At 69.8% G+C, this 12653-nt stretch carries 14 protein-coding genes and 1 tRNA gene; 8 read left to right on the top strand and 7 right to left on the bottom strand.

The window, feature by feature from the left end:
- The first annotated feature begins 172 nt into the window (after positions 1–172).
- Positions 173–814: a DedA family protein gene (locus SSP08S_RS08375; RefSeq protein WP_026178300.1), complete on the top strand. Its 642-nt coding sequence runs from the start codon at positions 173–175 to the stop codon at positions 812–814.
- Between the two features lie 108 nt (positions 815–922).
- Here SSP08S_RS08375 and SSP08S_RS08370 read toward each other — a convergent pair whose 3' ends face one another.
- The gene (locus SSP08S_RS08370) at positions 923–1141 is read right to left on the bottom strand and encodes a DUF2277 domain-containing protein (RefSeq protein ID WP_019067126.1); all 219 of its coding nucleotides are present in this window, start codon (positions 1139–1141) and stop codon (positions 923–925) included.
- A gap of 65 nt (positions 1142–1206) precedes the next feature.
- Here SSP08S_RS08370 and SSP08S_RS08365 point away from each other — a divergent pair, with 65 nt between their 5' ends.
- Positions 1207–2112, top strand: coding sequence for a ketopantoate reductase family protein (locus SSP08S_RS08365; RefSeq protein WP_019067125.1), 906 nt, complete (start codon positions 1207–1209; stop codon positions 2110–2112).
- Between the two features lie 8 nt (positions 2113–2120).
- On the opposite strand, the gene SSP08S_RS08360 is transcribed toward SSP08S_RS08365, so the two are convergent.
- Positions 2121–2624: a GNAT family N-acetyltransferase gene (locus SSP08S_RS08360; RefSeq protein WP_026178299.1), complete on the bottom strand. Its 504-nt coding sequence runs from the start codon at positions 2622–2624 to the stop codon at positions 2121–2123.
- Positions 2625–2751: 127 nt separating this feature from the next.
- Between SSP08S_RS08360 and SSP08S_RS08355 the strand changes: the two genes are divergently transcribed.
- Both SSP08S_RS08355 and SSP08S_RS08350 read left to right on the top strand, forming a co-directional pair.
- Positions 2752–3108: a DUF8825 domain-containing protein gene (locus tag SSP08S_RS08355; RefSeq protein ID WP_019067123.1), complete on the top strand. Its 357-nt coding sequence runs from the start codon at positions 2752–2754 to the stop codon at positions 3106–3108.
- A gap of 45 nt (positions 3109–3153) precedes the next feature.
- Positions 3154–3549 (top strand): nuclear transport factor 2 family protein, encoded by a 396-nt coding sequence (locus SSP08S_RS08350; RefSeq protein ID WP_019067122.1) that lies wholly within the window; start codon positions 3154–3156, stop codon positions 3547–3549.
- A gap of 19 nt (positions 3550–3568) precedes the next feature.
- Here SSP08S_RS08350 and SSP08S_RS63290 read toward each other — a convergent pair whose 3' ends face one another.
- Positions 3569–3970: a hypothetical protein gene (locus SSP08S_RS63290; protein ID WP_078532375.1), complete on the bottom strand. Its 402-nt coding sequence runs from the start codon at positions 3968–3970 to the stop codon at positions 3569–3571.
- Between the two features lie 67 nt (positions 3971–4037).
- Between SSP08S_RS63290 and SSP08S_RS55005 the strand changes: the two genes are divergently transcribed.
- Complete coding sequence (locus SSP08S_RS55005; RefSeq protein ID WP_019067120.1) at positions 4038–4538, top strand: hypothetical protein; 501 nt, start codon at positions 4038–4040, stop codon at positions 4536–4538.
- Positions 4539–4665: 127 nt separating this feature from the next.
- Here the strand turns inward: SSP08S_RS55005 and SSP08S_RS08335 are convergent.
- Positions 4666–4740: transfer RNA gene (locus tag SSP08S_RS08335), tRNA-Val, on the bottom strand.
- 192 nt (positions 4741–4932) lie between these two features.
- On the opposite strand from SSP08S_RS08335, the gene SSP08S_RS08330 reads away from it, so the two are divergent.
- Positions 4933–5715, top strand: coding sequence for a DUF4097 family beta strand repeat-containing protein (locus tag SSP08S_RS08330; RefSeq protein WP_019067119.1), 783 nt, complete (start codon positions 4933–4935; stop codon positions 5713–5715).
- A 71-nt stretch (positions 5716–5786) separates the two neighbouring features.
- Entirely contained in the window at positions 5787–7175 is a 1389-nt protein-coding gene (locus tag SSP08S_RS08325; RefSeq protein WP_019067118.1) for a hypothetical protein, read from the top strand.
- A gap of 162 nt (positions 7176–7337) precedes the next feature.
- Here SSP08S_RS08325 and SSP08S_RS08320 read toward each other — a convergent pair whose 3' ends face one another.
- The 3 genes from SSP08S_RS08320 to SSP08S_RS08310 all read right to left on the bottom strand — a co-directional run bounded on the left by SSP08S_RS08320 (position 7338) and on the right by SSP08S_RS08310 (position 12121).
- Positions 7338–8507, bottom strand: coding sequence for an amidase domain-containing protein (locus tag SSP08S_RS08320; RefSeq protein ID WP_026178298.1), 1170 nt, complete (start codon positions 8505–8507; stop codon positions 7338–7340).
- 109 nt (positions 8508–8616) lie between these two features.
- Positions 8617–9894 (bottom strand): polysaccharide deacetylase family protein, encoded by a 1278-nt coding sequence (locus tag SSP08S_RS08315; RefSeq protein WP_026178297.1) that lies wholly within the window; start codon positions 9892–9894, stop codon positions 8617–8619.
- 43 nt (positions 9895–9937) lie between these two features.
- On the bottom strand, positions 9938–12121 hold the full coding sequence (locus SSP08S_RS08310; protein WP_026178296.1) for a transglycosylase domain-containing protein: 2184 nt from the start codon (positions 12119–12121) through the stop codon (positions 9938–9940).
- 298 nt (positions 12122–12419) lie between these two features.
- On the opposite strand from SSP08S_RS08310, the gene SSP08S_RS59140 reads away from it, so the two are divergent.
- A complete protein-coding gene (locus SSP08S_RS59140; RefSeq protein ID WP_078532374.1) occupies positions 12420–12632 on the top strand; it encodes an FmdB family zinc ribbon protein in 213 nt (70 codons plus the stop codon).
- The last annotated feature ends 21 nt before the right edge of the window (positions 12633–12653 follow it).

The following is a 12653-nucleotide window of genomic DNA, read 5'->3' as shown; positions in this document are numbered from 1 at the left end:
TTGCTACGGGATACGGGCCCGCCCCGCCCCTCGGGACGGGGCAGCCGAGTGAACAAGCTGTGCCGATCACACGCGCCCCCCGTGAATCTCCTGTCCCCACCCAGGCGTACGCTGTATGGCTGTCACTGGCCGCTGCTGCCGCGGCCCACGGGGGAGTTCACGGGGAGACGCGTTGTTCGAGAGTGTGGGGTCGCTGACCGGCAGCCCATGGATCTACGCCATGATCGCCCTGTCCGTACTGCTTGATGTGTTCCTGCCGGTCCTGCCGAGCGGTGTCCTGGTCATCGCGGCGGCCACGGCGGCGGCAGCGGGCACCGGCGCGGCGACCGACGCCGTGCCCGTCCCGCACGAGGTCCCCAGCATCCTGGCCCTGATCGCGTCGGCCGCCGCCGCGTCCGTCCTGGGCGACCTGGTGGCGTACCGCCTGGCCTGGCTCGGCGGCGAACGCCTCGACCGCGCCATCTCCCGCTCCCGCCGCCTCACCACCGCGCAGGAACGTCTCGGCCACGCCCTCGCCCGCGGCGGCGGCGCCCTCGTCATCCTGGCCCGCTTCGCCCCCGCCGGCCGCTCGGTCGTCTCCCTCGGCGCGGGCGCCGCCCACCGCCGAGCCCGCGACTTCCTCCCCTGGTCGGCCCTCGCGGGCCTGTCCTGGGCGGCGTACAGCGTGGCGCTGGGCTACTACGGCGCCCAGTGGCTGGGGGCGACGTGGCTGGCGACGGGGGTGTCACTGGCGGCGCTGTTCGGGGCGGGGGCGGGGGCGGCGTATGTCATGCGACGCCAGCCGGGGGCGACAGAGGCGCCTGCCGCGCCGTAGACGGGCCGGGCGCCGAAGCTGTCGCGCCCTGAAGGCCGGGCGCCGCAGGCGACCGCCTTCAGGGGCGCGGGGAACTGCGCGACCAGCCCCCACCGACCCGCACTTTGATCACCGCGAAACCCCCCTCACCTCAAGCCCGGACAGCAGCTCAGCCGTCGCTTCGGCGATCAAATCAACCGCGCGGTCGAAGACCTCGCGATTGTGCGCGGCGGGCGCCCGGAACCCGGAGACCTTGCGCACGTACTGCAACGCGGCGGCGCGAATCTCCTCCTCCGTGGCCTCGTCGGGCAGGGCGGGCGGTCGAAGAGTCTTGATACTGCGGCACATACGTCCAGTCTCGCGCCCCGAAGGCGATACCGCGTAGGGGGCCGACCGACGAGAGGACCGACAACATGGCGAACAACGAACTCACCGTGGCCGTACTGGGCCCCGGCGGCGTGGGCGGCCTGCTCGCGGCGCTGTTGTCCCGGGCCGGCCACCGGGTGATCTGCCTGGCCGGAGAAGAGACGGCCACCACCCTCCGCACCAACGGAATCCGCGTCCGCAGCGCCCCCTTCGGGGACTTCACGGCACCGGTGGAGGCGGACACGGAACTGCGCGAACCGGTCGACGCCTGCCTGATCACGGTCAAGGCGACGGCACTCACCCCGGCACTGGCCCGCGTCCCGGCACAGGCACTCGGCGACGCCCTCCTCGTCCCGTTCCTGAACGGCGTAGAACACCCGGCCCGTCTCCGCGCCCACTACCCGCCCGCCCAGGTCGCCCCCGCGATCATCCGCGTCGAGTCAACTCGCCTCGCCCCCGGGGTGATTGAGCACGGCAGCCCGTTCGCGGAGATCGACGTCACGGGCGACCCGGTCCCCCACGAACGCCTGGAGACACTGGCAGCCGCACTGCGCGCGACCGGCCCCACGACCCGCGTCCTGCCCGACGAGACGGCGGCGCTCTGGGCCAAGATGACCTTCCTGGCCCCCCTCGCCCTCCTCACGACCCGCTACGACCTCCCCCTCGGCGACGTCCGCACGCGCCACCGCGAGGAGTTGACGGCCCTGCTGGAGGAGACGGCGGCGGTGAGCCGTTCCTACGGCGGCCCGTCCGACCCGGCGGGAGCGCTGGCCCGCTACGACACGTTCCCGCCGGGCACCAAGTCGTCGATGCAGCGCGACGCGGAGGCCCACCGGCCGCTCGAACTGGACGCGATCGGCGGGGCGTTGCTGCGGGCGGCGGAGCGCAAGGGAATCGCGGTGCCGGTGGCGGCAGGACTGGTAAGGGAGTTGGCGAAGCCGCAGGCCAACTGACCGGCGGCTCACGCCTCGTCGAGGTCGATCCGCCAGTCGTTCGAGGTGAGCCAGTGCCCCTTGGGGTACTCGAACTCCGCCTCGCCGAGCAGGGTGAACCCGGCTTTCCGGCAGACCGAGTTGGACGCGTGATGGTCGACGCCCGGAAAGGCGTGCAGATACCGGTTCCGCCCCGCTGCCCGTGCCGCTTCGACGACGGCGCGGGCGGCGCGGGCGGCCAGCCCGCGCCCCTGGAACTCGGGCAGCACTCCCCACCCGGTCTCCCACACCGGCTCGCCCCGCCACTCCCGCTCCCAGAACCCGATCGAGCCGACGGTCTCCCCGCTCCCCGCCGACTCGACCCGGTACATGCGCCCCGACTCCAGCCCGACGTACCGCCGATGCCGGGCCTCGAGCTGCGCCTCGGTCTCCGGACCCCCCAAGTGCTCGGTCGTCTCAGGGCTGTTGAGCCGCCCCAACAGCCAGAAGTCACTGTCCGCCCACGACCGGAGCCGTACCCGTTCCACGTCCATGCCGACCACGGTAGGCGGCCCCACTGACACCGCCGGGCTCCTCGGCCACCACGGCCGCCCACACCCGTTCGTATGAAGTCCCGGAAGGAACTCGCGACCCAAATTCGAACAGGCGTAGCATTAGCGCGTGGCAACGACCTACGACTTCCCGAGCGACCTCCTAGCCGGTCAGGAGGAGCTGCATCAGGTCCGGGCAGAGCTGGCGACCCTGCTGAAGCGTCTGCCCTGGTCGGTCGAGCCCCTGGACGGGTTCAGCGACACGGGCGGCTGGCGCAAGGTGGAGCGCCCCGCCTCCCCGGGCTGGACGCCCGACGAACAGGCCGAGGTGGAGAAGCTCCGGCAGCGCGAGCACGAGCTCGCGGTCTTCGTCAGCGGCCACCGCTTCTGGACGGAGGTCACCGCGGCGGAGCGCGTCGAGTCACGGATGAAGCTGAAGCATGCCCACGAGGCGCCACCGGTGGACGAAAAGGCGGACAATGGGTGAGTTAAGCCTTATATCGCCGAAGCAATCGAGAGGCGGCGATCGATCATGGCCGACCACCCGCACGCACTCCTCGTCCGCAAGGGCTACGACGCCTTCGTCCGCGGCGACATGGACACCCTGCGCTCACTGATGTCCTCGGACGTCACGCACCACGTTCCCGGCACCCACCCGCTGTCCGGCGACTTCAAGGGCCTGGACGCGGCCATCGACATGTACGGTCAGCTGTTCGCGCAGACGAACGGCACCTTGCGCGTCGAACTGCGCAACGTCCTCGTCGACGGCCGGGGCCACGCGGTCACACTCCACCACTTCACGGCCGACCGCGAAGGCAAGCACATCGACGAGACCGGCGGCATCGTGTTCCGCATCCTCGGCGACAAGATCACGGACCTGGACGAGTGCGTCGAGGACATCGACAAGTCGAACGAGTTCTGGTCCTGACCGCCCCGCCGTACCCGAACTACGGCCTGCGCAGGGCCCGTTGGGCCAGCGCAAGGACGGCAACGGCACCGGCGACTCCCACCGCCCCCACGACCGGCACCCCGCCGAACCGGACCCCGGTGCCGGTCCCCGCCCCGTCCCCGACCGCCCGGAAACCGCGCGTCGCCCGCCACGACAGCACCGACCAGCGCGACTGCGCGGACAGCACGGACCCCGTGCTCAGCCACGAGCCCGCCGAGACCACCGACAGCGCCGAGCCGATCGACCCGGCCGACAACGAACTGCCGATCGACCCGACGGACAGGGCCGACCCGACGGACCCGATGGACAGCACCGACCCCACCGAACCGATCGACAACACCGAGTCCTTCGACCACAGGGACAACACGGAACCCGAGTGCGTGGCGCCGGCTTGAGTCATGCCCCCATCCTGCCCACCGCCCCCGAAATCCGCGAGCGCCTTCCGGCACTTCCGTAGAATCCCGCCCGTGACCGGAAGCGTCGTGCTGTGGGACTTCGACGGAACCCTGGCGTTCAGGGACGGCATGTGGCGCGGCTGCCTGGTGGAGGCGCTGACCGAGGTCACGCCCGGCCACGGCGTGACCCGCGCCGACCTGGCACCCGGGCTGCACGACGGATTCCCCTGGCACCGACCGGAGACCGGCCATCCCGCCCTGAACACCCCCGACGCCTGGTGGGACGCCCTTCACCCGCTCTTCGTGAAGGCCTACGTCGACGCGGGCATCGCCGCCGAACCGGCCGCCGACGCCGCGCGGGGCGTACGGGCCCACTACACCGAACCGACCCGCTGGACCGTCTTCCCCGACACCGCCGCCGCACTGGCGGAACTGTCCGCGGCCGGCTGGCGCCACGTCAGCAACCACGTGCCGGCCCCTGCGCGGACAGCCCCCGCGCCCTTGGGGAGTGCGGGGGTTACAGGCTTCCGGGTTGACCTGCGGAAACACCGTGATCCTCTGGGGGCTTTTTAGGGGACCGGCCCCGCAGTAGGGGCACAGTAAGGGGCAGCCACTACGTAGACGGCTCGGAGTTGAGCCCACGCGAAAGGCCCCGCACCACCCTGAGCTGGGAGGTACGGGGCCGATCTGCTGGCAATCCTGGTGGGCGCGGACGGTTTCGAACCGCCGACATTCGCCTTGTAAGGGCGACGCTCTACCCCTGAGCTACGCGCCCAGGACGAGTCGACAGCCTACATTGCCAGGGGGCCTGTCCTGCAAACCCGTATCCCCACGGAGATGTGCCGGGGGTTTTCCCCACCCCTGGTCCGGGAGTGCGCCGGATGCCCCGGAGGATCGCGGCTCTCTACGGTCGAGGGGAGCCGTAGGAGTCATCGGGACTCCGCGACCGTCCCAGGGGGAAATCATCGTGACCCGCATCCGCAGCACCCGCCGTGTCCTCGCCGCGACCGGCGGCCTCGCCCTGCTCCTCGTCGGGGTCACCGCGTGCGCCGGTGCTTCCGCCGGTGACGACAAGCATCCCGATCAGCGGACCTTCGCGCTGTCGGGCCGTACGCTCACGATCGACTCGGACGACTCGGCGCTGGAAGTCGTCGCCGCGGACTCCAACCCGGCGGGGAAGATCGAGGTCACCCGGTGGTGGCAGGGCAGCGTGGCGATCGGTTCGGATCCCAAGGTGACCTGGGCCATGAAGGGGGACCGGCTGGTGCTGCGGATGAAGTGTTCCGGGGTGATCGCGGACTGCTCGGCCAAGCACCGGATCGAGGTGCCGCGCGGGGTCACCGTGAAGGTCGAGGACGGGGACGGGAGTGTGCGGGCGCGGGGGTTCAAGGACGCGCTGAGTGTGCGGACCGGCGACGGGTCCGTGCATGTGACCGACTCCACCGGGCCGCTGACGCTGCACACCGGGGACGGGTCCGTGCACGCCGAGGTGTCGTCCCGGGAAGTGCGCACGACCACCAGTGACGGTTCGGTGCACCTGGACCTCGGGGTCGTACCGGATCTGGTGGAGTCGCGCAGTGGCGACGGATCGGTGACGGTCACGCTGCCCGAGGGGGCCACCGAGTACCGGGTGACGACGAAGACGGGGGACGGCGGAGTGGATGTGTCGGTGCCCCGGGACTCGTCGAGTTCCCATGTGGTGAGCGCCCACACGGGCGACGGGAAAGTCACGGTGCGGAACGCGAACTGACCGGCCCGTGTGTTCGTCCTCTACCGGTGGGAGAATGACAACGGTCAGGACGCACAACACGGGAGAGGGATGTGACGGCGACACCTGCGCAGCCGTATTCGCCGCTCACACGGTCCCGGCGCGGTTCCACCGCCGCCCGTGCCGCCTTCGACACCCTCACGCTGCTGAGCCTGCCGCTGCTCGCCGCGCCGGCGCTGGCCGCCGCGTTCGCGGGCGGTGGCACCCGGCGCTGGTTCGGCGGGCGGGCGGAGAGCCAGCGGGCCGAGGCGCAGGCGGCGAAGGACGCGGCGGCGGCCGCGTTCTACGAGCTGGACACCGCCCAGCGGGATCTGCGGATCTCGATAGACACCATCACCGCGGTCGACGACTCGCCGGCCGCGCGCCGCGCGGTGACCGACTTCGAGGCGCTGGGCCGGCGGATCGACGAGGCGAGCGGCCGGTACATCAACGCCGTCGACGCGCACGACCTCGACCGCGACGACCTGGAGGCCGCCGCCGCGAACCGCGCCCGCGCCGAGCTGACCGCCGCCAAGGACCAACTCGGCCAGGTCAAGCAGGAGTTGGACCGGTTCGAGAGCGGGCTCGGACCCCTGCTCGGCAAGGCGGAGACACAGCTCGCGCGGCTGGCGCCGGCCGTGGAGCGGGCCCGGCAGGCGCTGCTGGCCGCGAGCAACGCGCTGGACACCGTACGGGCGTCGGGGCTGCGGGCCGACGATCTCGCCGGGCGGCTCGCGAAGCTCGGGCCGGAGCTGACGAAGCTGAACCAGGGCGCCGGGCAGCACGGAGTGCCGCAGACGCTGGAGCGGGCCACGCAGGTCGCGCGGGAGGCGGAGGCCATCACGGCCGAGGCCGGTCAACTGCCCGAGCGGGCCGCCGAGATCGACCACCGGCTGGTGTCGCTGCGGACCCGCGCCCAGGCGCTGACCACCCGTGCGGGGCAGGTCGACCCGGTCCTGAGCGAGCTGCGGCGGCGGTTCTCGGCCGCCTGCTGGCAGGACCTCCAGCACGTGCCCGACCAGGCCGGCGAGAACGTACGGCAGGCCGAGCTGAAGCTGAAGGAGGCGCAGGCCGCGCGGGACGCGCAGCGCTGGCCGGACGCCACGTCACTGCTGTCGACGGTACGGGCGCTGCTGAACACCACCGACGAGGCCGTGTCGGCGGCCGGTGACCGGCTGCGGCGGCTGAACGCCGTACAGAAGGACCCCCAGCAGGAGATCAACCGCACCCGCTTCGCGATCCGCGACGCCCAGCGCCTGGCCATGTCGGGCCGGACCACACCCGAGCCGCGGCACGCCCGTCCCCTCGACGACGCCGTGGCCCGCCTGGACCGCGCGATCACCACGCTGGAGGGCCGCCACCCCGACTACTGGCACTTCCTGACCGAGACCGAGGCCGTACGACAGACGGTCGCACGGGTGGTCGGCCAGATCCGCGAGGAGCGCGGGACGCCCGGGCACTGACCCCGGTCACGCGAGTACGTCCCACGGCGGCCGACCTGCGCCTTGTAAGGGCGACGCTCTCCCCGTGAGCCACGCGCCCAGGGCGAGGCCGTGAACGCGGATCGGCCCCCGGTCGCGCATTGAAGCGACGGGGGCCGATGACGTGCTGCCGAGCCGCGAGGCTCAGGTGCGGTACGCGTAGTAGTACGCGTTCGGGTACGACGCGATGAGGCTCGACAGGGACCTGCGGTAGGTGTTGTTCGAGTGGTAGGTGACGTACGGGATGCCGTTGGCCTTGTACGTCACGATCATCGTGTGGTCCTTGGCGCCGTCCCGGTCGAAGTCGACCTGGATGACGTCACCGACCTCCGCCTGGTAGACGTTGGCGAGCGGGGTGGTCCGCTTGGAGTTCTGGGCGAACCAGGACCACTCGTTGACGCCGACGAAGGAGTCCGACTGGATGTCGGCGTTGCCGAACCACTTCGTGTAGTCGTACGTGTAGCCCGGGACGTGCTTCCAACCGCCGGCCTTGAGGGACTGGCTGACGAAGTTGGTGCAGTCGCCGCCGTCCGCGTGGCCGTTGTAGTTGGGGTAGTCCGTGTTGTACACGTTCCAGTACTTCTCGGCGTAGGTCGCCATCGCCTTGTAGTCGTACGCCGTGCTCGTCTTCGGCACCGCCACCGGGTTGCGGGTGGTGGCCGCGCGCGGGGCGTCCGGCGTGGTGTTGCCGTCGTCGGCGGGGGCGGGCGAGGCCTTGACCGCGGGCTTGGCCACCGTGTTGACGGCGAGGCCGCCGGTGTCGGTGTCCTGGATGTTCGACAGCTGCCAGGTGCCCTGCTGGTCGGCCTTGAAGGTCAGCTCGTGGTGGGCCTGGAAGCCGGTGGTCTTCGGCGCCCCGGCGACGGCCTTCGCGTACGTCAGCGTGGTCGTCTCGGTGACGTCGGCCTTGGCGGTACGGCCGGTGACCCGGGTGGCGTCGAGCGTGACCTTGGTGCTGCCCGTGCTGTACGTCTCGCCGAGCTTCGCGATGCTGCTCTGGCGGCCGCGCAGTTGGGTCAGCGCGGCCTTCTCGTCGCGCGACTGGGTGCCGGAGAGACGGACGTCGCCGGAGAAGCGCGTGGTGCTCTGCTTCGTGGTCGCCCCGTGGACAAGGGCCTGGGTGCGGTCGGTGAAGACCGCGTCGGCCAGCTTCTGGAAGGTCGCCTTGGTCGAGGCGTCCACGGTCGGGTCGTTCACTACGGCCGCGCCCGCGCTCCAGTTGGGCACGAGGGCGACACCGGCGACGACCGAGGCTGCCGCCGCCGTGACTATGGCCGTACGGCTCCTGCTACGGCTCAGTTTTCTGGATTTCAATGGGGTTCCCCTCTACGCCGGTACGCCTACCGGGCGAGGGCATCTTCGCACGCCATGTGTGGCTCCTGTGAAGGGGGTTGCGGTTGGTGAGTTCACCAGTCGCGACAGGTCACTTGACCACCGTGGACCAGTCCGGCGACTGGGCCGGGTCCAGACTGCGCAACTGCTGCAAAGTCTGCGGCGACTGCACATCCATCCAGTCCGAAAGCTCCTTGAAGGACACGCACTTGACGCCCTTCTTGGTGCAGATCTTCGGGATGATCTGGTCGATGGCCTTCATGTAGATGCTGCCGTTCCAGTTCTCGAAGTGGTTGCCGATGAACAGGGGCGCACGGCTGCCGTAGTAGACCCGGTTGAAGCCGGCCATGTACGAGTCGACGGTCTTCTGTTCCCACTCGGCGTACTTCGCGGGGTCGCCCTGGGTGGCGCCGTTGGACTGGTTGTAGAGGAAGTTGAAGTCCATCGACAGGGCCTGGATGTTGTTCCCGTAGGGGAGCAGTTCGAGCGGGAAGTCCCAGAGGCCGTTCTTCTTGGTGGGCCATATCTGGAAGTCGCCCGGGGAGCTGGCGTCGTACTTCCAGCCGTAACCCTTCAGCGCCTTCAGGAGGTTGGGCTGGCCCTCCAGGCAGGGGGCGCGGCCCCCGACGACCTCCTTCTTGAAGTCGAAGGGCAGGGCCGGGATGTCGGTGTAGCCGGTGTTGGTCTTCCAGTTCTCGACGAAGGAGAAGAACTGGTCGATCTCGCTCTTCCACTGCGCGACGCTCCAGTCACCGCCGCCCTTGGCCTCGCAGAAGTGGCCGTTGAAGTGGGTGCCGATCTCGTTGCCCTGCTCGTAGGCGAGGCGGAGTTGCTCCAGGGTGTCGCGGATGTGCTGGTCGGTCGGGAAGTCGATCGCGGCCGAGCCCACCGGGTGCATCGGCGGGTGGTACAGGTCCCTCTTGCTCTTGGGCAGCAGATAGATGCCCGTGAGGAAGAAGGTCATGTGGGCGTTGTACTCCTTGGCCATCTCCCGGTAGTGCGAGAAGAGTTTGTCGTCCCCCTGCAGGGCCCCGTCCCAGGAGAAGACGACGAACTGGGGCGGTTTCTCACCGGGCTTGAGCGGTACGGCCTTCAACTGGTCCTTCTGCGGCCCCGTGTACGAGGTCGAGCCGTCCCCCAGCACCTTCGTCTTGCCGTCCCAGACGGGTTCCTTGGTCGACTTCGGCGAGGCGTTCTTGCCGGCCGACGCGGTCGGCGCCGTGCTGTCCCGGTTCAACGCCAGATACCCGGTCACCAGCGAGGCGACGACAAGGAACACGGCCAGGGTGAGAAATCCCGGCTTCGGGGTACGACGAGGTTCACGGGCTCTGCGGCGGCGGCCGGACGGTGCCTTCGTCGGGGGCTTCATGGGCGGCTCATTCTGCGAGGAGGTGGCGGTTGCGCTGCGGTGGTCAGCCGAGCGAGGTCATGGCTCTCGACCAGATGCCGTAGGGGACGTCGGTGACTGGGGTGCCGGAGATTCCTTTCAGCGGCAGGGGCTCGAGGCTCTTGCCCAGGTCGATGCGGTAGACGACGACGGCCGTCGACACGGACTTGGCGGTGCCCACGTACCAGGCGGCGGTGTCGTCCTGGGTGGTGCCGGTCTTGCCCGCCACCTCGGCTCCGGCCGCCCTGGCCGCGGTGGGGTGCGCGAGGCCGAAGGAGTCCGTGAGCGCGTCCGTCACCTCGTCGGCGGTGGTCCTGCTCATCGCCCGGTTCGGCTTCGGCCGCTCCAGCACGACCGCGGCACCGTTGCGGGTGATACGGCGGACCGAGTACGGCTCGGTGTGGATGCCCCCGGCGTCGAACGTGCCGTACGCGCTCGCCATCCGCAGTGCGCTGGGCGTGGCGTTGCCCAGGGACAGCGCGGGCACCTGCGCCCCGAAACTGGAGGAGAGCAGTCCGGCCTTCTCCGCGGTCGCCCGCACGGTCGACAGGCCGGTGTCCATGCCGAGCTGCATGAACGGGGTGTTCACGGACTGCGCGAGGGCCTGGCGCAGACTGATCTGCCCGTAGGACTTCTTGCCGTCGTTGTGCGCGGACACCTTCTTGCCGCTGCGGTCCCAGTACGGTCCCTCCGGCGTGGTCACCGGCACGCCGTCGTCCCCGTCGTACAGCGTCTGAGGGGTGACCGGCGTCGGCGGTTGGCCCCGGGTCTTGGTGACCCCGTGCTCCAACGCGGCCGCGTAGACGAAGGGTTCGAAGGCCGAACCCGCCGGGACGGTGGTCGCGTTGGACTCGTTGAAGCCCTGCGTACGGTGGTCCGGGCCGCCGTAGACCGCGAGGATGCGGCCGTCGGAAGCCACCGAGGAGGCGCCGTAGTGCGCGGCCTTCGCATTGGCGGGGTCGTCCTTCTGGGCGGCCTTGCGGGCCTTGGTGACGGCGTCCGTCAGCTCGGTCTCGCGGTTGCGGTCGAAGGTCGTGTAGATCTGGTAGCCGCCGAGGTCGAAGTCCTTGTCCGAGATGTGCCCGGTCTTCTTCGCGTACTGCGTCGCCAGCTCGACCAGGTAGTCGCTCTGCTTACCGGTGTCGTACGTCTTCGACTGCTTGAGCGGCTCGGGGAACGTCTTGTACTTGGCGCGCTCGGCCGGGGACAGCTTGCCGATCTTCACCATGCGGTCCAGGATCCAGGACCAACGGGCCACCGCCCGGGCGTGGTTGGCCTTGCTGATCGTCGGGTCGTAGAGGCCCGCGCCCTTCAGCAGGGAGGCGAGGAAGGCGCCCTCGCTGGCGTTGAGCTGGCTGACGTCCTTGCCGTAGTACGCCTGCGACGCGCGCTGCAGACCGTAGGTGCCGCGGCCGAACCAGCTGGTGTTGAGATAGCCCTCGAGGATCTTGTCCTTGCTCATCTTGTTGTCGAGCTTGAGGGAGATCATCGCTTCGGTGAATTTGCGGCTCACCGTCTGGTTCTGGGTCAGATAGACGTTTTTGACATATTGCTGGGTGATCGTCGAGCCGCCCTCGGTGTCCCCCTCCCCGACCGTGCGGTAGAGGGCGCGGGCGATGCCCTTCATCGAAATGCCGGGATCGCTGTAGAAGCTCTCGTTCTCCGCGGCGAGCACCGCCCAGCGGACATCGGTCGGAATGTCCTTCAGCGGCATCGCCTGCCGCTGCACCCAGCCGGTACGGGCCATGGGCGTGCCGTCGGACCAGAAGTACACGTTGTCCTGCTGGGTCGCGTACGAGTTGAGGTTCGAGGGGATGTCGGTGGCCGCGTAGGCGACGACCAGGAACAGTCCGCTGAACCCGACGGAGGCGAGCGCTCCCCCGAGCCACTGCCGCCAGGACGGTATCCAGCGGCGCCAGTCGGTACGGCCCGGGCGCGGGTACTGCGGGCGCATCTTGCGGACGTACGGCGTGAGGAAGATCACGACCGGGGCGAGGCGGGCGATGAGGGGAGCGAAGCGGGGGCCGAGGGCCTGGGCGAGACGGGAGAGACGGGTGCGGAGGGACGGGCGGGGGGCTTTGCGGCCCCGGTGCCGTACCGGTTTCGTCTCCCCCTCGGGTATCTCGGGGGCCTCGGGTATGACCAGGTCGGACACCCGCAGCTGCATGGTCTCGTCCGCCCGGAACCCGGCGGGGAGCTTCAACTGCATGGTCTCGTCCGGCCGTTGAGGCTGCTCCCCCTCCCCCTCGTGGGTCACGACGGCTCCCTCCGCACTCCATATTGCTCGCACAGGCAGACGCACAGACGTACGAGGGTCCTACAAGGTTGCCGTGGACGCGGCTGCAAATCCCGGTTCCCCCCGGCCTCACAGGTCACGCGGCGAACTCAAATTACCAGTGGTCTTCGCAAGTTCTCCATATAAGAAAACGACAGAACAGGACACAGCCGAAACCTTCATGAAAAAACAAGGTGCCGTCTTCATGTCAGCGCGGCGTTAGCCTGATGCCATGCCTCGCTATGAGTACCGCTGCCGTACCTGCGGATCGACGTTCGAAGTCAGCCGGCCGATGGCGGAGTCTTCCGCGCCCGCATCGTGCCCCTCGGGGCATGACGACACGGTGAAGTTGCTGTCGGCTGTGGCGGTGGGTGGGACGTCGTCCGCCCCCTCGCCTGCGGCGGGCGGAGGGGGCGGTTGCTGTGGTGGAGGGTGTTGCGGCTAGGCGGGTTCGGTGCGTTGTCGG

The organism is Streptomyces hokutonensis, from assembly GCF_000376565.1.
Classification (GTDB): domain Bacteria; phylum Actinomycetota; class Actinomycetes; order Streptomycetales; family Streptomycetaceae; genus Streptomyces; species Streptomyces hokutonensis.
Note: the sequence above shows the minus strand (reverse complement) of the source record. Positions and strands in the feature narration are given on the sequence as shown.